Genomic DNA, 18,904 nt, shown 5'->3' on the forward strand with positions numbered 1-18,904 from the left:
GCAATAATAATCATGGATAGCCAATACGACTTCGCCGTGATCGGCGGGGGGCTGGTCGGTGCTGCCTGCGCCTATGGGCTCCAAAGGCAGGGCCTGAAGGTTCTGGTACTGGACGAGGGGGATGTGGCGCGCCGTGCCTCGCGCGGGAACTTCGCGCTGGTCTGGGTGCAGAGCAAGGGGCTGGGCATGCCCGCCTATGCGCGCTGGACGCGCCAGTCTTCCGATCTCTATCCCGACTTCGCGGAGCGGGTCGGCGAGGAAGGCGGTTTCGACATCGCCTATCGCAGGCCCGGCGGCTATCATCTGTGCCTATCGCAGGACGAGCTGGACCGCCGCGCCGAAAACATCCGCCGCCTGCACAACCAGGCCGATGCTGTGCCCTACAGGATCGACGTTCTGGACGGCGACGAAATCCGCCGCCGCTTGCCCGAAGTCGGGCCCGAGGTTGCCGGCGGCACCTATTGCGCGCTGGACGGCGACGTCAATTCGCTGAAGCTCCTGCGCTCTCTTCACAGTGCCTTCGTGCGTCTCGGCGGAACCTACAGGGCGGAAGCGCTGGTAGAGCGGATCGAGCCGGGTGCCGACGGCTTCGGCCTTGTCACGGGGAAGGGGCGCTTCGGCGCCGCGCGTATCCTTCTGGCAGCCGGGCTCGATAATCCGCGCCTCGGCGCAATGGTCGGCATGGACCTGCCGCTGCGCCCTTTGCGGGGGCAGGTGATCGTGACCGAGAAGACCGAACCCTTCCTCGACATGCCCCTGTCCACCGTCCGCCAGACCGACGAGGGCGGCGTCATGATCGGCGACAGCCAGGAAGAGGCTTCCGATTATGACGTCATGCGGCCGGGCATCCACGCGGTGATGGCCGACAGGGCCATCCGCATGTTTCCGCGCCTCGCCGGGCTGAACGTCGTGCGGACATGGTCGGCGCTGCGGGTCATGAGCCCGGACGGTTTCCCGATCTACGAGCAGTCGGTCAGCCATCCGGGCGCATTCGCCGCCGCCTGCCACAGCGGTGTCACCCTTGCGGCAGCGCACGCCGACGTGCTTGCCCCGGCCCTGGCCGGCGGGCGGCTGGGCGATGCTTTCCAGGATTTCGGTATCAGGAGGTTCCATGTTCAAGCGGCTTGAGGACATCGGCGTCGAAGGCGTGGCCTTCACCGTCGACGGCAAGCGCCACACCGGCCGGCGGGGCGATACCGTGGCCGCCGCCTTGCTTGCGGCCGGCGTGGAAACCTGCCGCACCAGTGCGGTCGGCGGAGTTCCGCGTGCGCCCTACTGCATGATGGGCGTGTGCTTCGAATGCCTCGTCACCATCGACGGTGTGGGCAACCGGCAGGGGTGCCTCGTGCCCCTGGCCGAGGGCATGCGCGTGGAAACGCAGATCGGACACGGCAAGCGGGAGTTGGGACGATGACACCATTGGGCGACGTCACGGCCCTTGCCGACAGCTACGATCTGGTCGTCATCGGGGCCGGCCCGGCAGGAATGGCGGCCGCCACACTGGCCGCCGGCAAGGGGGCGTCGACGCTCCTTGTCGACGAAAATCCGGGGCCGGGCGGCCAGATCTATCGCGGCATCACGACAACGCCGCTTCAGGAAAAGGCGCTTCTGGGCGTCGATTACTGGCGCGGAGATGCCATCGCCACGGCCTTCCGCAACAGCGAAGCCGCCTATCTGCCGTCCGCGACCGTCTGGCAGGCGGCAAAGGGCTTCGAGCTTGGCATTTCGGCACATGGCAAAACGCGCATGATCCATGCCCGCCGGGTGATCGGTGCGACGGGGGCCCTTGAGCGCCCGTTCCCCATTCCTGGATGGACGCTACCCGGCGTCATGACGGCGGGCGCGGCGCAAACGCTTCTCAAGGCAAGCGGGATCGCCATGGACGGCCGCGTAGTGCTGGCCGGCAGCGGCCCCCTGCTATGGCTGATCGCGGCACAGTATCTGGCCGCGGGCCGGCCCATCGAGGCAATTCTGGATACAACCCCGCGCGGCAACTGGCGCCATGCGGTGGGCGGCATCGCCGGTTTCGCGACATCGCCCTATCTGCGCAAGGGCCTCGGCCTGCTTTTGAAGGTGCGCCGTTCGGTCAAGGTCGTTTCGGGCGTCACGGCCATCGAGGCGCTGGGCCATGCACGGCTGGAAACGGTGCGCTACACCAGCGGCGGCCGGGAGACGGTTATTCCCGTGGACCATCTCCTGCTGCATCAGGGCGTCGTGCCCAATGTCAATCTGGCCAGTTCCATGGGCTGCGAGATCGTCTGGGACGATGTGCAGGCAGCCTTCTGCCCCAAGGTGGATGGCTTCGGGGAAACGAGCATCGAGGGCTTCGCCATCGCCGGCGACGGTGCGGGCATTGCCGGCGCGGAAGCTGCGGCCGAACGTGGCCGGCTTGCCGCATTGGGGGCGCTGGCCGCCCTCGGCCGGATCACGGCCGTGCAGCGCGACGAAGCGGCCGGGCCCATCCGTGCGGTGCTGAACCGCTACGACAAGGGCCGCGGTTTCCTCGACGCGCTTTATCGACCGGCCCCGCAATTCCGGGTGGCGGCAGACGATGCCATCGCCTGTCGCTGCGAGGAGGTGACGGGCGGGCAGGTGCGTGATGCCGTGACACGGCTTGGCGTCACCGGGCCCAACCAGCTCAAATCCTTCCTGCGGTGCGGTATGGGGCCGTGCCAGGGGCGGCTCTGCGGCCTGACCATCACCGAGACCATCGCCGAGGCGCGGGGCGTTTCGCCGGAGGCGGTCGGTTACTACCGGTTGCGGGCGCCCATCAAGCCGATCACGCTGGCCGAGCTTGCCTCGCTTGAGAAGGCGGATGAGGAAGTCCGCATGGTGGCGCGTGGCTGAGGGCCGGACGACCAGCGACGTGATCATTGCCGGCGGCGGATTGCATGGCTGTTCGGCAGCCCTGCAACTCAGCATGCGCGGCGCGCGCGTGACGGTGGTGGAAAAGGACTATCCCGGCCGCCACGCTTCCGGCGTCAATGCCGGGGGCGTGCGGCGGCTGGGCCGGGCCCTGCCCGAAATTCCGCTGAGCCTGCGCGCCATGGAAATGTGGCACGACATCGAAACGCTCGTCGACGATGGCTGCGGCTTCGAATCCGAAGGGCAGGTCAAGGTTGCCGAAAGCGAGGCGGACATGGAGACCTGCCGCGCCCGGCGTGAAACCCTCGTTGCGGAAGGCTTTACGCATGAAGAGGTGATCGACCGCCACGAGTTGCGGACACTGGTGCCGCATATCGCCGATCATTGCGTCGGCGGTCTCGTCAGCCGTGGCGATGGCGCCGCGCTGCCTTTCCGCACGGTGCTTGCCTTCCGCAACAAGGCGAAGGCGCTTGGCGCGCGCTTCATCGAGGGCGAGCGTGTCGTTTCCCTTGCCCGCACGGGCAAGGTGTGGACCGCCACCACCGATGCGGGAACGCGCCTCGAGGCGCCGGTGGTCATCAATGCCGCCGGTGCCTGGGCCGGACGCCTGGCGGAGATGGCGGGCGACCGCGCGCCGGTGGAAGCCGTCGCCCCGATGCTGATGATCACCGAGCGCCGGGCTCCTTTCTTGAGGCCTGTTGTTGGCGCCACGTCCCGGACATTGTCTTTCAAGCAGTTCGCCAACGGCACGGTGCTGATCGGCGGTGGTTATCTCGGACGGCCGGATACCGATACCAACCGCACCGAACTGGACTATCGGAAGCTGGCGGAAAATGCCCGCACCGTCCACGACCTGTTTCCCATCATGCGCGACGCCCGCATCGTGCGCGCATGGGCGGGCATCGAGGCGCGGATGCCCGACGGCATTCCCGTCATCGGCGCATCGGCCGTGGCCGAGGGCCTGTTCCATTCCTTCGGCTATTCGCTGCACGGCTTTCAGCTTGGGCCGGTAACCGGCGTGGTGCTGGCCGACCTGATCCAGAACGGCCAGTCGAACCTGCCGATCGCCGCCTTCTCGATCTCCCGTTTCGCCGCGTAGCGCTTGCGCTTCGCACACCTTGAAAATCCATTCCAGACAAGGAGTTATATTGGTATGGTAAAGCGTAGCCTTCAAACCCCGATCATGCATCGCTTCGTCGAGCATAACGGCTTCATCGCCTTTGGCGGTCTCATCGCCGACGATCTAACACAGACGATGGGCGGCCAGACGGCACAGATCTGCCAGAAGCTGGACAAGCTGCTTGCCGAGGCCGGCACCGACAAGAGCAAGCTCATCTCCGCCATGCTGTACGTGACGGACATGGGCCAGAAGGCCGAGATGAACCAGGCCTGGACGTCCTGGATCGAGGCCGCCGACCTGCCCACCCGCGCCACGATCGGCGTTGCCGATCTTGGCAAGAACGTCCTGATCGAGGTGGTGGTGACGGCTGCCGCCTGATCGGCATCAGCCGCGACGACGCGGCGGCATTTCCAGGACGTGAGGGTAGAGTTCCTTGCGGAACACGGTTTCCAGCCGTCGCAACTCGGACACGACATCCGGGTGGTCATCCACCCGGATGTCCCATAGGGGATATTCCTCGGCACCAACGATATAGACGTTCGCCGACCTTTCTCCTGCCCGGTCGCCGCCGGCTGCCACGCCGGCCGCGATGGCGGCGATCAGCCGGTGCACCAGCTCGGCTCCGGCATCCTGCTCGAATGCCTGCAGCATGGCCTCCAGCACGCTCGGGCCTTCAAGCCGGTTGCCCTGCACACTGACGTTGCGGTCCGTTCTGTGGCCGGCCCAGGGAAGGCAGTCCTCTCCTGTGAAGGCATAGGCGCGGCCCTCCTTGTCGATGGCGGCCACCTGCCGCTTGTGGCGCTCCGCATCGTCATCCAGCACGGTTTCCACCGTTCCGTGCGCGGAAACGCTCAGCGACAAAAGCTTGACGCCATCGATGCCGAGATAAGGGTTCACCAGAGCCTGTGTCGCAAAAGCCCCGAAGCCCGGATAGGCGTAGGACAGAAATTTGCCGACTGCCGGCATCTCGGTCGCTGCCGCCACCCCGAACTGGTTGGTTCGGGGGCATCTGGCGGCGATGGACAAGGTCATTGAGCGGGCTCCATGGGTGGCGGCAAGGTGACGCCAGCAGATGGGGCCTCAGGCATTGCAGTCAATGCAGCCCGCCTGTCAGGCGGCGGTGCGGGCGCCCAATGTTGCGAGGGTGGATTGCAGCGATTGCATCTCCCTGGCGCGATAAAGCTCCATCTCGTCCAGGACGGGCCGGCCGAGTGCCTGTTCGAATGCGGCCTTGCTGCCGCTGGCGGCGGCGTCCGACTGCGCGTCCGTCCCAAGGTTGGACTGGAAGATGCCGGCTGCCGATACGGGCAGGAAGTCTTCATAGACGATCGGGTCGCAGACGGCATGGCCGGCCGCCAGAAGGCTTTCGATATCCCCGGCGGTTTGCCCGGCCCGGGCGGCGGCGAGGCCCTTATCGGTTGGGGAGTAGCGAAAGAACGCCAATCCTTCGGACCGCATCGTCTGCCAGTCGTCCGGAAAGGCACTGAGGTGCCGGGCAAGGCTTGCAATGTACCCCGACGCGCCGGTGCCGGCAGCGTCGAGCGAGCCGGACTTGCGAACCTCGGCCAGCAACGTGTCGTAAAGCGCGCGCCCCTTCGGCGTCAGGGCCGCCCCGCGCTGCTCGATCTCGCCGAAACGGGCGGTGTGCCGCCCGGCGGCGTGGCCATCCGCCTCGGGAAACAGGATATCCTCCTCCAGCGCCTTGAAGCTTGTCTGCCGCAAGAGGATCGGGCAACGGCGCGGCGGCGGGCCCTCGATCACCGCCTTCGGCACGATGCCCTGCGCCGGCATGCCAGCCTGCACGGCATCGATATCCAGCGTGCGCGGCGTCAGATGGTTGATGTGGGGTCCCTTGAAGCAGACGATATCGGCAATCAGGCGATGCTCGGCGGCAAGCGCGGCGTAGGTGGCCGCATCCACCGTCGCCTCTGAATGCCAGCGGAAAGTTTCGAGCGCCTGTGCGATGAAAAGCTTCGCCTGGTCGGGCGTCAACCCGCCCTGCGCCTCGTGAAGCGATGCCAGCTCCAGAGCCTTCGGCGTGAATATGCGACGCCTGGCCAGGATGGCGGCGGCCTTCGCGCGCAGCGCCGCGTCTTCGATCAGGTCCAGCCGCAGCAGCGAGGTGAAGACCCGGAAAGGGTTTTTCGCCAAGGCCGCATCGTCCACCGGCCGGAATGCCGTGGAATGAACGGGGATGCCGGCCACGGCAAGGTCGTAGTACCCCACCGGATACATCCCCATCACTGCGAACAGGCGCCCGATGTCGAAGAGTTCGGCCTCGGTGCCGAGCCGGATGGCGCCATGCCGCTCGTCCGACAGGCGATCCAGCTCTCCGGCGCGGTCCAACCGGGCCGCAAGGTCTGCGTCCGCCTTCAGTGTGCCGGAGTTCACTTCGGCCACCAACTGCATGAGCGTGCCATATTGCGGCACCTCCTGCCGGTACATGTCGGACATCGCGCGCGAGAAACCGGCGCGGATTTCGTCAGCGGGCATGAAAACGCCGGATGTCATGGATGGCGACTCCTTCTTGTGTCGAAAGGGTAGGCGGCCCGTCTTGGCGCGCCTGTGCGCAGCCGACAAGCGATGGATGTTCGCCAGGCCATTCCAAGCCGGAATACCGCGGGGGACGCACCCGTTTTGATTAGGCCTCTGGCGCATTTGACGAATTGATGGTGGCGGGCGATCCGCACAGGATGGCGGGCAAGAAGCGCGCCGGGATGCCCATGAAGACGAAGCCGAAAGTCCTGATCGTCAGTGAAAATGCGTCGATGATGTTCGGCGGCGAGGCGTCGTTGCCGTGGCATTATTTTACCCGGCTGCGGGGACGGGGCGTCGATACGTGGCTGGTCGTGCACGAGCGCACCCGCGCCGAGCTTGCGCGCCTGGCGCCGGAGGCGCTGGACCGTATCCATTTCATTCCGGACAACCGCTTCAACATCGTCTGCTGGAAGATGGGGGCGAAGATGCCGGCCCAGCTTGGCGATATCACCTTCGGCTACGCCAGCCGCATCGCCAACCAGATCGAGGCGCGCCGCATCGTGCGCCGTCTCGTACGCGAGCATGGCATCGGCGTGGTCCACCAGCCTATTCCCGTATCCCCGCGCGAGCCGTCGCTGATGGTCGATGTCGGGGCGCCGGTGGTGATGGGGCCGATGAACGGCAACATGTCCTACCCGCCGGCGATGAAGGCCAAGGCCGGGGGCGCGGTGCAGAAGATACTGGGCTCGGCACGGACCCTTTCCAACCATGTGCATGGCCTGATGCGCGGCAAGCGCGAGGCCGCGCTGCTTCTTGTGGCCAACCAGCGTACGCGCCTGGGCCTGCCGCCGAAATGCCGTGGCGCGGTGGTGGAACTGGTGGAGAACGGCATCGACACCGAACTCTGGCAACCGCGAAGCGTGGCCTTGTCCGGCACAGCGGGAGGCATGCGCCTGTTGTTTCTTGGCCGGCTGGTGGACTGGAAGGCGGTGGACATCGTCCTGGAAGCGGTGGGGCGTCTGCCGCCGCATGGCGGCGTGACGCTGGATATCATCGGCGATGGGCCCATGCGCCAGCCTCTGCAGGCTCTCACGGAGCAACTCGGCCTCAAGGAACGGGTCCGCTTCCACGGTTTCCTGCCGCAACCCGAATGCGCCGCGGCGATGCGCAACGCCGACGCGCTCGTCTTGCCGAGCCTCTACGAGTGCGGAGGCGCGGTGGTGCTGGAGGCTATGGCGGCGGGCGTTCCGGTGATCGCCACCGCGTGGGGAGGGCCGCTGGATTATCTGGATGCAAGCTGCGGTATCCTGATCGAGCCCACCAGCCGCGACGATCTCGTGGCCGGTTTTGCCGCGGCCATAGGGCAATTGGCCTCCCAGCCGGAGCGGCGTGCCGCCATGGGGCAGGCCGGGCGCAACAGGGCGCTGCGCAACTTCGACTGGGACGACAAGATCAGCCGCATGCTGGTGCTTTACGAGGCGGTTGCGGCCGGGCGGCCGATAACCGACGCGGACGTCGAGCCGACACGTCCGGCGGACAGGCTGGTGCAGCACCAGTTCATGCTTCGGCCGTCGGCACACCAGGAATCCTGAAACGCCGGTCAGCGCTTGCTGGCGCCGAACCCGCCGGCAATGGGCGTGACGACCGTCACCGCCTCGCCGGCCTCCAGCACCGTCTGGTCGCAGGCCTTCAGCACTTCGATCGACCCATCCAGCCGCCGCACCTCGGTGCGCCCGCATTCGCCGGCAGCGCCACCCATGATGCCATTCGGCGCGATGGAGCGATGCGAGGACAGAATTGCGCAATCCATGCGTTGCAGGAAGCGGATGGTGCGCGTGGTGCCCTGGCCGGGTTCGAAGGCGCTGTCGCCGCGCTCACCCCGGCGCAGGCCGAACCTTTCCAGCATCACCGGATAGCGCATTTCCAGAATTTCCGGGTCGGTCAGGCGCGAGTTGGTCATGTGCACGTGCACGCCCGACGTTCCGGAAAAGCCGCGCCCGTCATTGGTGCGCCCGGCGGGCGAGCCCGAGCAGATCGTCTCGTAATACTGGTACTCGTTGTTGCCGAAAGTCAGGTTGTTCATCGTGCCCTGGCTGTTGGCGATCGCGTCCAGCGCGCCGAAGATGGCGTTGGTGACATGCTGTGAGGTCTCGACATTGCCGGCCACCACCGCGCGCGGATAGGCGGGCTTGAGCATCGAGCCTTCCGGCACGATGATGCGGATTGGCCGCAGACACCCGGCATTCATCGGGATCGGCGCTTCCACCATGACGCGGAAGCAGTACAGGACGGCGGCGCGTGTAACCGGCTCCGGTGCATTGAAATTGTTGGCGATGGCGTCCGATGTCCCGGTGAAGTCCACGGTCGCGGTACGGCTGTCGCGATCGACGGTGATCCTGACCTTGATGGTCTGTCCTGTGTCGGTGTCGTAGCTGTATTCGCAGTCGTCGAGCCGCCCGATCAGCCGCGCCACCTCTTCGGCGGCGTTGTCCTGCACATGGCCCATATAGGCTTCCACGGCAGGCAGGCCGAACTCGGCCACCATGCGGCGCAGTTCCGCGGCGCCGCGCTCGTTGGCGGCGATCTGCGCCTTCATGTCGGCAATGTTCTGCGCCGGGTTGCGGGCCGGGTAGGGATGTTCGGTCAACAGCTTTCGCAGGTCGTCCTCCTGGAAGACACCGTCCGCGACAAGCCGGAAATTGTCGATCAGGATGCCTTCCTCGTCCACGGTCGTGGCCAGCGGCGTCATCGAACCGGGCGCCGTGCCGCCGACATCGGCATGGTGACCGCGCGAGGCGACCCAGAAGATGATCCGCTTTCCGGCATCGTCGAAGACCGGGCTGACCACCGTGATGTCGGGCAGATGGGTGCCGCCATTATAGGGGGCGTTCAGCGCGTAAACGTCGCCCGGCCTGATCGCGCCCTCGTTCAGCCGGATCACGGTTTCCACCGAACGATCCATCGAACCCAGATGCACCGGCATATGCGGCGCATTGGCCACGAGCGCGCCGCCGGCATCGAAAACGGCGCAGGAGAAATCCAGCCGCTCCTTGATGTTCACGGAGTGGGCCGTGTTCTGCAGCGCCACGCCCATCTGCTCGGCGATGGCCATGAAAAGGTTGTTGAACACTTCCAGCAGGATCGGGTCTGCCTGCTCGGTGCCGATGGCACCGGCCCGCACCATCTTTTCGTGCCGCTTCAGCACGATGTGGTCGGCCGCCGTCAGGCGCGCCGTCCAGCCCGGTTCGATCACCACGGTCTGGTTCGGCTCGATGATCAGGGCAGGGCCGCGCACGGCGTCGCCGGCGGCAAGGCCCTCGCGGCGGAAGATCCCGGCCTCGTGCCATGCGCCGCCGGAAAAGAACCGGGCGCGCTCGTCGCTATGCGCCTCGCGCTCGGCATCCGACCCCGCCTCGGCCACGCTGTCCTCGGCCTGCCGGTCCCAGCCTTCCACCTCGACGGCCTCGACCGTGATGGGCTTGCCCGGCGTGATGAAGCCGAACTGCGCCTTGTGCATCGCCTCGAAAGCAGTTCTGGCGGCGTCCTCGTCGCCATCGAAGGGTACGTCCAGCGTCGTGTCGGTTCCGTCGTAGCGCAGGTGCAGCTTGGTGCGCGTCTGCGTTGCCTCGGTTGGCACGCCCTGCTCGGCAAGTTCGGTCAGGACGGCTGTGCGCAACTCGCCCGAAAGGGCGGCAACGGCCTCGCGGCTGGCCGCACCGAAGGGCCGGACAAGCCCCTGCTGGCGGCTGGCGGTCACGGTGGCAAGGCCCATGCCATAGGCCGAAAGCAGGCCGGACAGGGGATGCAGCAGGATATGCTCCATGCCCAGCGCATCGGCAACGAGACAGGCGTGCTGCCCACCCGCGCCGCCGAACGAATTGAGCAGATAGCGCGTCACGTCATAGCCGCGCTGGACGCTGATCTTCTTGATGGCGTTGGCCATGTTTTCGACGGCGATGGTCAGGAAGCCTTCCGCCACCTCTTCGGCCGAGCGTCCTTCGCCGGCCGTGGCGGCGATTTCGGCAAACTTGGATGCGACCGTCTCGCGGTCTAGGGGCTGGTCCTGCCCTGGCCCGAAGATCGAAGGGAAGTACCGCGGATTGAGCTTGCCCAGCATCACGTTGGCGTCGGTCACCGTCAAAGGCCCGCCGCGCCGATAAGCGGCCGGGCCCGGGTCGGCGCCGGCGGAATCCGGCCCGACGCGGAAGCGGCCCTTTTCGGCATGCAGGATCGAGCCGCCTCCGGCGGCTACCGTATGGATGCGCATCATCGGCGCGCGGATCCGCACCCCGGCGACTTCGGTGTCGAAGGCGCGCTCATACTCGCCGGCCGAATGGGCGACATCGGTGGAAGTGCCGCCCATGTCGAAACCGATGACGCGCGAGAAACCGGCCTGGCCTGCCGTGCGCACCATGCCGACGACGCCGCCGGCTGGGCCAGACAGGATGGCGTCCTTGCCGCGAAACCGGTCGGCGGCCGTCAGCCCGCCGGAAGACATCATGAATTGCAGCGTGGGGCCGGGCTCTCCGGCCGGAGTGGCGCCCAGCGTGCGCGCCACGCGTGAGACATAGCGGCCGAGGATCGGCGATAGATAGGCGTCGACAACCGTCGTGTCGCCCCGGCCGACCAGCTTGATGAGCGGCGACACTTCATGGCTGACCGAAACCTGCGCAAAGCCGAGCGAGCGTACAAGCTCGGCCACGGCAACCTCGTGCTGCGGGTTCGTCCAGGCATGCATGAGCACGATGGCAACGGCGTCGAAGCCATCCTTGCGCGCGGCCTCCAATGCCGGGCGCAGCGAATCCAGATCGAGCGGGCGCTCCACCGTGCCATCCGCCATCAGCCGCTCAGGCACCTCCTCGACCCGCTCGTAGAGCTGCTCGGGCAGGATGATCTCCTTGGCGAAGATATCGGGCCGTGCCTGATAAGCGATCCGGAGCTGGTCGCGCAGCCCCTCCGTGATCAGCAGGAGCGTGCGCTCGCCCTTGCGCTCCAGAAGCGCATTCGTGGCGACCGTCGTTCCCATGCGCACCGTGCCGACGCGCCCGGCTGGAATAGGGGCTCCGGCCTCGACGCCGATCAGGCGGCGGATGCCCTCGATGGCTGCATCCTCGTAGGCCTCCGGGTTTTCGGACAGGAGCTTCATCGGATGCAGTTCGCCCGATGGCGCGCGGCCGATGACGTCGGTGAAGGTGCCCCCGCGGTCGATCCAGAAATCCCACATGCGCTCTGACATAGCCCCAATCTCCACCTGCCGACATCACGTCGATAATTTGTTGACAAAATGCGGACGTGTAAGTCAAGCTCTGTTTTTAAGCATGCACATTTGGTAATCGGCGACGACGCCGGGTGCCCCATCCATCGGAACAGGGAAGCAACGCATGACCAATCTCATTCGTGTCGGCCTCATCGGCGCCGCCTGCCTGACCCTCGGTGCGGCCTCCGCCCGGGCAGAAAACTGGGATATGCCGACGCCCTATGCAGACGGCATCTTCCACACGCAGAACATAGCGGAGTTTGCGGCCGACGTGGGCGAGGCGACGGATGGCGATGTCACCATCACGGTCCATTCGGCCAACTCGCTGTTCGGCCATGCCGAGATCCGCGATGCGGTGCGCGACGGGCTGGTGCCGATCGGCGAGTTTCTGCTGTCGCGCCTGGCCAACGAAGATCCGATCTTCGCGCTGGACTCGATCCCGTTTCTCGCCTCGTCCTATGAGGAGTCCGAAGCGCTGTGGGCGGCCTCGCGCGAGGCCGTTTCGGCCAAGCTGGCAGAGCAGGGGCTGACACTGCTCTATGCCGTGCCCTGGCCCGGCCAGAGCCTGTATCTCAAGCAGGAAATCACCGATCCGGCGCAGCTCCAGGGGCTTAATTTCCGCGCCTACAACGTTGCCACCGAGCGCCTCGCCACGCTTGTCGGCGCGACACCGACGCAGGTGGAGGAAACCGATGTCGCAACGGCCTTCTCCACCGGCCGCGTCGAGGCGATGATCACCTCGCCGTCCACCGGCGCCAACGCCAAGGCATGGGATTTCGTCAGCAACTTCATCGACGTTCAGGCCTGGCTGCCGAAGAATGTCGTCGTGGTCAACACCGACATGTTCGACGCGCTCAACCAGGAAGACCGGGACGCCATCCTGGCGGCGGCGGCTGCGGCGGAAACCCGCGGCTGGGATTTGTCGCGGGCCGAGAACGACCAGAAGATCGCCGAGCTCGAGGCCGGCGGCATGGTCGTGTCGCAGCCGTCCGAGGCACTGGCCGCGAAGCTGCAGGAGGTCGGCGCCACGATGACGGCCGAGTGGGAGCAACAGGCGGGCGACGAAGGCCGCGCCGTGGTCGAGGCTTATCGCAACCGTTGATTTCAGCGTGCGGGCGGCCTGCGGGCCGTCCGAGCCCTGACCCCTGCTGGAGACGACATCCCTATGCGCAAGGCACTCGACGCCCTCTACGGCGTCTCTCTTATCGGCGCCTGTCTATCGATGGTGCTGATTGCGGCTCTCGTCTCCGTCCAGGTTCTGGGGCGGGTTGTGGACAGGGCCGCCGTGCTTTTCGGAGGGGCGCGATACGGCTTTGCCATCCCTTCTCTGGCCGAGATCGGCGGCTTCCTGTTCGTGGCCTCGGCATTTCTGGCGCTGCCCGCCGCGCTGCGCTCGGCGGGACATGTCCGCGTTACGCTGGCGTTGCGCCTGTTCGGCGACCGGGGAGACAGGGTCATGTCCATCCTCGTCCTGGTCGTCGGCCTTTGCCTTGCCGCCTTCGCCGCCTGGGCGATCGGCGTCCAGACCTTCGCCTCCTTCCAGCGCGGTTCGGTTTCCTATGGGCTGGTCGCGATTTCGCTTTGGATTCCGCAAGCCGTCATGACGCTGGGCCTGACGATCTTCGTCATCGCCCTTCTGGACGAGCTGGTCACGGCGCTGTCGGGCCAGGAGCCTGCCTTCCGCCGCATCGAAAAGGAACGTGAGACCGGCGAGGGGGCCCACTGATGGATATCGGTCTGCTTTCGCTCATTCTCGTCGTCGTCCTGTTCGGCCTGCTGCTTTGCGGGCTTTGGGTCGGCTTCGCGCTGATGGCGGTTGGCCTCGTCGCCATGGAGATCGCGTTGTCCGCGCCTGTCGCCTCCGTCTTTGCGCGGCGTGTCTGGGGGTCCATGAACTCATGGGACCTGACGGCGTTGCCGATGTTCATCTGGATGGGAGAAATCCTGTTCCGGTCGCGCCTGTCGGCCAACCTGTTCGGTGGGCTGGCGCCTTTCACGCGCCGGCTGCCCGGCGGCCTCCTGCACGTCAACGTCCTCGGCTGCGCGCTCTTTGCCTGTGTGTCGGGGTCCTCGGCGGCCACGACGGCCACCGTCGGGCGCATGTCGCTGCCGGAGCTGAAAAGCCGGGGCTACGATAATTCGCTCGCCATCGGCACCCTTGCCGGGTCGGGCACGTTCGGCTTCCTGATCCCCCCGTCGATCATCATGATCGTCTATGGCGCGGCGACGGAGCAGAGCATCGCCCGGCTGTTCCTGGCCGGAATCGGTCCGGCCATCCTTCTGGCCATCCTGTTTTCCGGTTTCGTGATGATCTGGGCGAGCCTCAATCGCGACAAGCTGCCCCCGCCCGAGCCGGCGCCAAGCTGGGCCGAACGGGGGCGGGCGCTGGGCATGCTGCTGCCGACCGTGCTTCTGATCGCAGCGGTGATCGGCTCCATCTATGCGGGCCTTGCATCGCCGACGGAGGCTGCCGTCATCGGCGTGGTCGGCTCGCTCCTCATTGCCGGCCTGTCGGGCGGGCTCGACAGGGAAAGCTTCGTTTCGGCCCTGCGCGGCGCGGCGATCACCAGTTGCATGATCGCCTTCATCCTGGCGGGCGCGTCCTTCCTGACGATCGCGATGGGCTTCACCGGAATTCCGCGCAGCCTTGCCAGCATGATCGGCGAGATGGGCCTGTCGCCCTATGCGCTGATCGCTGTGCTTCTGGTGTTCTTCATCATCATCGGCTGCTTCCTGGATGGCATTTCCATCGTGGTCCTGACGACATCCGTCATCCTGCCGATGGTTCTTGCCGCCGGGATCGACCCCATCTGGTTCGGCATCTTCCTGGTGCTGGTGGTGGAGATGAGCCAGATAACGCCCCCTGTCGGGTTCAATCTCTTCGTCATACAGTCGATCACCGGGCAGAATATTTTCCGCATCGCGTATTATGCGCTGCCCTTCTTCTTCCTTCTGGTGCTGGCAACCGCCATCATCACGATCTTTCCGGGAATTGCGCTATGGCTTCCGGGCACGATGATGAGCAATTGACGGCGAGCGTCGGCATCGGGCCGGTCGTCTCGTCGGCGCATCTGGCCGATTCCGACCTGCCGGCTTTGTCGGAGTTCGAGTTTGCGCTGACCATGTCCAGCCATGCCTTCCAGCGCTGGATCGTCCGTTGCACGGCGGCGGCCGGGGGCCCGACCATGTCGCCGATGGAAGTGCTGATCGCGCATCTCGTGCATCACCGCGCCCGGCCCAAGACGCTGGCCGATATCTGCCTTGTGCTGAATATCGAGGATACGCATCTGGCCAGCTACGCGATCAAGAAACTCGTGGCGCACGGGCTGGTCGCGACGGGGCGCGACGGCAAGGAAAAGACGGTCTCGATTACCCCCAAGGGCGCGGAGCTGTGCCGTCGCTACCGCGAGGTGCGGGAGGCGCTCGTCGTGCAGACGGCACGCCAGCTTGGTTTCGAGGCAAGCGAGCTGTCACGCGTGGCGGCGCTGATGCGGGCGCTTTCCGGCGCCTATGACCAGGCGTCGCGCGCCGCGGCGTCGTTGTAGGGCATGTTGGTCGCGTCTTTTCTGGCGCGCAATGCGCGGCTGGTTCTTGTTGCAGGGCTCGTCGTCGGCATCCTGGCCCCGAGCCTTGCCGAGTTGCTGCGCCCGGCGGTAGGCCCGACGGTCATCCTGCTGTTGTTCATCGCCGTGCTCCGCATGGGCCCGGAGGGCGTATTGGCTGGCCTGCGGGGGTTGCCCGACGCCATCGGCAGAACCCTTGTCTTTCAACTGGCCGTCCCGGTGGCCGTCGCGGCCCTTTTTACTGCAGCCGGTGTGCTGGCTCACCCGATTGCGATGGGGTGCGTGCTGGCGCTGGCCGCACCGCCGATCACCGGCAGCGCCAACATAACGCTGATGGTGGGCGGACAGCCCGGTCCGGCCTTGCGGCAATTGGTGGTGGGCACACTGCTGCTGCCGCTGACGATCGTCCCGGTGTTCCTGATGGTGCCGGCCTTCGGCTCGCCGCAGGCGGTCATGCGCTCTGCCGTCGAACTGCTGGCGTTGATCGCGCTGGCAGGTGCGGCGGCGCTTGCACTCAGGCACTTCAGGCTGGTGCGGGGTACGCCGGCCGCGCTTCTGGTCATGGACGCCTCTGCGGCCTTCCTGCTGGGTGCCGTCGTGGTGGGGCTGATGTCGGCAATCGGGCCTGCGTTGCTGGATCGGCCGTCCATCTTCGTGGCAACGCTTGGCGCGGCCTTTATCGTCGGCTTCGCGCCGCAGCTTTTGGCCAGCGGGCTGGCGCGCCGAAGCGATCCGGATGCGGCCGCGGCCATCGGCATTACGGCAGGCAATCGCAACATGGCGCTTTTTCTCAGCGTCCTGCCGGCTGCAACCGTGGATGATGTCCTGCTGTTCGTCGGCTGCTTCCAGATCCCGATGTACCTGACGCCATTTCTGCTGGCGCGATGGTATGGGCGGATCAACCTCGCGCAGCGTCGCGGCGAAGGAGCCGGCTGAACGGCGTGTCGGCCTTGTTTGCAGAACCGCGGTTCACCGTGTCTGCGCCGCATCCTCGACGCTCTTGGCGAGGGACAGAAGAAGTGCCTCGCTGCCCGGGCGCCCGATGGCCTGGATGCCGAGCGGTAGCCCGTTGGAAAAGCCTGCCGGAAGGGCCAGTACCGGAAGGCCGGCCAGTGTGGGGCCGGCGACGATCTCCATCCAGCGATGGTAGCTGTCCATGGCGTGCTCCCCGATCCTGTCCGGCCATGTCCGCTCGGCAGGAAACGGCCAGACGGCCGTGGAGGGTAGAAGCAGGATATCGGTCTCCTCGAACAGACCCATCAGCGTGCGATACCAGGCGGAGCGCGTCCGCAGCGCCTTGCGCAGGCGGGTTAGGTCGAGCGCCAGGCCTTCCTCGATTTCCCACCGCATCTCCGGCTTCATCTGCGTGGCCCTGGGGTGGGGCAGAAGTTCGGCGTAACGGGTGGCGATGGTGTGCTGGCGCAGAACCACGAAAGCCTGCCACAGGGATTCGAAATCGAAGTCGGGCACACCGTCCCGCAAATGGTGCCCGGCTTCTTCCAGACCGCGCGCCGCTTGCCGCGCCGCGGGCATGAGCCCCGGTTCGAATGGGAGATGGCCATTCAGATCACCCATCCACATCATGCGGAGCGGGCGATCCAGAGGCGCGATCGACGAAAACGGCGTATCGGGCTTCGGCAGGCCGAAGGGGGCACGGACATCGGGCCCACTCATGACGTCCAGCAGCAGGGCCAGGTCGCCGGCGCTGCGCGCCATCGGCCCGTCGGTTGCAAGCGGTACGGAAAACAGATCGTCCTGTGCAGGCTGCGGCACGCGGCCGATGGTCGGACGCAGCCCGTAGACGTTGTTCCAGGCAGCCGGGTTGCGCAAAGAGCCGCCCATGTCGCTTCCGTCGGCCACCGGCAACAGCCGGGCCGCGAGCGCGACAGCCGCGCCGCCGCTGGAGCCGCCCGCCGACAGGCTCTGGTCGTATGCGTTGAGGGTCGTGCCGTAGACCGTGTTGTACGTGTGCGATCCAAGGCCGAATTCCGGCGTATTGGTCTTGCCGATGATGAGCGCACCGGCGGCGCGGATGCGGGCGGCACTCAGCCCATCCGCATCCGGCACGAAATCCGTGTAGAGCGACGAGCCGAAGGTCGTGGTGAGACCCTGCGTCGGAACGAGATCCTTGATGGCAATCGGAACGCCATGGAGTGGCCCGGTCGGCTCGCCCCTCGAAAGGGCTGCATCCGCCGCGTCTGCTTCTTTCAACACGTCCGCGCGATCCCGCAATGCCACGATGGCATTGAGCGCGGGGTTGACCCGCTCAATCCGGTCCAGGAACGCCGTCGCGACCGCACGTACGGAAAGCTGACGCTGGCGGATCGCCTCGGCCAGCGCGCGCGCTCCGAGCGCGGTGACGGTACAGGGCGGCTCGATGGCGGATGGCGGCAGCAAGCCTCCGTCCGCGTTAAATGGCGACGCCAGGGCGCCGGCGCCGTGAGGCAGGACAGCTTCGTTCATGCGGCGAGCCGCTTTTCGACGATCCGCGCCAGAAGCGAGGAGCCGATCGGCAGGATCGCATCGTCCAGAATAAAGCCCGGATTGTGGACCGGCACGTCGCCACCATGGCCGACCCAGCAGTAGGCACCCGGCACCGACAAAAGCATATCCGCGAAATCCTCGGAGCCGGTAACCGGCTTGGGCTCCGTCAGCACGCCCTCGCGACCCACGATCTCTTCGGCCACCTCGGTCAGATAGGCGGTCGGGGCATGGGCGTTCTCCAGCACGGTGAAGACATCGCGCACGTCCACATCGATCTCCACCTCGAACCCCTGCGCCATTCCGCCCGCAATCTGGCGCATGCGCTGCGCCATCAGCGCACCGACTGCCCGGTCGAAGTATCGCATCGTTCCGCTCATCCGGGCTTCGGCCGGAATGACATTGTAGGCCGAGCCGGACTCGATCCGCGTGATCGACAGAACCGCCGGCTCCATCGGCGTCACGTTGCGACTGACAATCGACTGCAGGTTCTGGGCCAGCATGGTGGCGATCAGCACCGCATCGCGTGAATTATGGGGCTGCGCGCCATGCGCGCCCCGTGCGCGGATATGAATGTCGAAGAAGCTGGCGCCGGCCATCGCCTTTCCGGGAAAGATGGCGACCTCTCCGAGCGCCAGTTGCGGGGCGTTATGCAAGCCGTAGATTTCGTCGCAGGGAAAGCGCTCGAACAGCTTGTCGGCCAGCATGGCCCGTGCGCCGCCAAGACCCTCTTCCGCCGGCTGGAAGATGCACACCGCCGTTCCGGCGAAATCCCGTGTCTCGGCCAAATAACGAGCAGCCCCGAGGAGCATTGTCGTGTGGCCGTCATGCCCGCAGCCGTGGAAGCGTCCGGGTGTCGTGGAGCGGTAGGTGAGGTTGGTTTCCTCGTCCATGGGCAGAGCGTCCATATCCGCCCTGAGACCGATCTTTCCCGTACCGGAATGCTTGCCAGCGATCAGCCCGACGACGCCCGTCCCTCCGATGCCGCGATGCACCTGCGCACCCATGCGCTCGAGCTCTGCTGCGACGATGTCGGACGTACGGTGCTCTTCGAAGCCGATTTCCGGATGCGCATGCAGATCGTGGCGAATTCGCTCGAGATCACCGGCAAATTCCTCAATCCGGGGCAGTACCGCCATG

At 66.2% G+C, this 18,904-nt stretch carries 16 protein-coding genes; 11 read left to right on the forward strand and 5 right to left on the reverse strand.

Annotated features, from left to right (window positions below; translation table 11 throughout):
* The first annotated feature begins 12 nt into the window (after positions 1-12).
* The 5 genes from AUL31_RS14045 to AUL31_RS14065 are packed head-to-tail and all read left to right on the forward strand — an operon-like array spanning position 13 to position 4,363.
* On the forward strand, positions 13-1,128 hold the full coding sequence (locus AUL31_RS14045; RefSeq protein ID WP_060607729.1) for an NAD(P)/FAD-dependent oxidoreductase: 1,116 nt from the start codon (positions 13-15) through the stop codon (positions 1,126-1,128).
* On the forward strand, positions 1,112-1,414 hold the full coding sequence (locus tag AUL31_RS14050) for a (2Fe-2S)-binding protein (protein WP_060607731.1): 303 nt from the start codon (positions 1,112-1,114) through the stop codon (positions 1,412-1,414). Before AUL31_RS14045 ends, AUL31_RS14050 begins: the two co-directional genes overlap by 17 nt.
* A complete protein-coding gene (locus tag AUL31_RS14055; RefSeq protein ID WP_060607735.1) occupies positions 1,411-2,847 on the forward strand; it encodes an FAD/NAD(P)-dependent oxidoreductase in 1,437 nt (478 codons plus the stop codon). Before AUL31_RS14050 ends, AUL31_RS14055 begins: the two co-directional genes overlap by 4 nt.
* Positions 2,816-3,964, forward strand: a complete 1,149-nt coding sequence (locus AUL31_RS14060; RefSeq protein ID WP_060607739.1) for an NAD(P)/FAD-dependent oxidoreductase — start codon at positions 2,816-2,818, stop codon at positions 3,962-3,964. Before AUL31_RS14055 ends, AUL31_RS14060 begins: the two co-directional genes overlap by 32 nt.
* 54 nt (positions 3,965-4,018) lie before the next feature.
* Complete coding sequence (locus tag AUL31_RS14065) at positions 4,019-4,363, forward strand: RidA family protein (RefSeq protein WP_060607742.1); 345 nt, start codon at positions 4,019-4,021, stop codon at positions 4,361-4,363.
* A 6-nt stretch (positions 4,364-4,369) separates the two neighbouring features.
* On the opposite strand, the gene AUL31_RS14070 is transcribed toward AUL31_RS14065, so the two are convergent.
* Together AUL31_RS14070 and hglS are read right to left on the reverse strand one after the other, a co-directional pair.
* Positions 4,370-5,017, reverse strand: a complete 648-nt coding sequence (locus AUL31_RS14070) for a DUF1028 domain-containing protein (protein WP_060607745.1) — start codon at positions 5,015-5,017, stop codon at positions 4,370-4,372.
* Between the two features lie 78 nt (positions 5,018-5,095).
* Positions 5,096-6,496: a 2-oxoadipate dioxygenase/decarboxylase HglS gene (hglS, locus tag AUL31_RS14075; protein WP_060607748.1), complete on the reverse strand. Its 1,401-nt coding sequence runs from the start codon at positions 6,494-6,496 to the stop codon at positions 5,096-5,098.
* A gap of 212 nt (positions 6,497-6,708) precedes the next feature.
* On the opposite strand from hglS, the gene AUL31_RS14080 reads away from it, so the two are divergent.
* On the forward strand, positions 6,709-8,055 hold the full coding sequence (locus tag AUL31_RS14080; RefSeq protein WP_082646959.1) for a glycosyltransferase family 4 protein: 1,347 nt from the start codon (positions 6,709-6,711) through the stop codon (positions 8,053-8,055).
* An 8-nt stretch (positions 8,056-8,063) separates the two neighbouring features.
* On the opposite strand, the gene AUL31_RS14085 is transcribed toward AUL31_RS14080, so the two are convergent.
* Positions 8,064-11,699 (reverse strand): hydantoinase B/oxoprolinase family protein, encoded by a 3,636-nt coding sequence (locus tag AUL31_RS14085; protein WP_060607751.1) that lies wholly within the window; start codon positions 11,697-11,699, stop codon positions 8,064-8,066.
* A gap of 145 nt (positions 11,700-11,844) precedes the next feature.
* Here AUL31_RS14085 and AUL31_RS14090 point away from each other — a divergent pair, with 145 nt between their 5' ends.
* From AUL31_RS14090 to AUL31_RS14110, 5 genes are all read left to right on the forward strand, one after another.
* Positions 11,845-12,822, forward strand: a complete 978-nt coding sequence (locus AUL31_RS14090) for a TRAP transporter substrate-binding protein (RefSeq protein ID WP_060607754.1) — start codon at positions 11,845-11,847, stop codon at positions 12,820-12,822.
* A 63-nt stretch (positions 12,823-12,885) separates the two neighbouring features.
* On the forward strand, positions 12,886-13,446 hold the full coding sequence (locus AUL31_RS14095) for a TRAP transporter small permease (RefSeq protein ID WP_060607757.1): 561 nt from the start codon (positions 12,886-12,888) through the stop codon (positions 13,444-13,446).
* Complete coding sequence (locus tag AUL31_RS14100) at positions 13,446-14,750, forward strand: TRAP transporter large permease (protein WP_060607761.1); 1,305 nt, start codon at positions 13,446-13,448, stop codon at positions 14,748-14,750. The genes AUL31_RS14095 and AUL31_RS14100 overlap by 1 nt, the downstream gene beginning before the upstream one ends.
* A complete protein-coding gene (locus AUL31_RS14105; RefSeq protein WP_060608135.1) occupies positions 14,720-15,265 on the forward strand; it encodes a winged helix DNA-binding protein in 546 nt (181 codons plus the stop codon). The genes AUL31_RS14100 and AUL31_RS14105 overlap by 31 nt, the downstream gene beginning before the upstream one ends.
* Before the next feature lie 3 nt (positions 15,266-15,268).
* Entirely contained in the window at positions 15,269-16,219 is a 951-nt protein-coding gene (locus AUL31_RS14110) for a GumC domain-containing protein (RefSeq protein ID WP_060607764.1), read from the forward strand.
* Positions 16,220-16,252: 33 nt separating this feature from the next.
* On the opposite strand, the gene AUL31_RS14115 is transcribed toward AUL31_RS14110, so the two are convergent.
* Positions 16,253-17,746 (reverse strand): amidase, encoded by a 1,494-nt coding sequence (locus AUL31_RS14115; protein WP_082646950.1) that lies wholly within the window; start codon positions 17,744-17,746, stop codon positions 16,253-16,255.
* The gene (locus AUL31_RS14120; protein WP_060607767.1) at positions 17,743-18,903 is read right to left on the reverse strand and encodes a M20 aminoacylase family protein; all 1,161 of its coding nucleotides are present in this window, start codon (positions 18,901-18,903) and stop codon (positions 17,743-17,745) included. Before AUL31_RS14120 ends, AUL31_RS14115 begins: the two co-directional genes overlap by 4 nt.
* Between the last annotated feature and the right edge of the window lies 1 nt (position 18,904).

Source organism: Aureimonas altamirensis, from assembly GCF_001463885.1.
GTDB lineage: Bacteria > Pseudomonadota > Alphaproteobacteria > Rhizobiales > Rhizobiaceae > Aureimonas > Aureimonas altamirensis.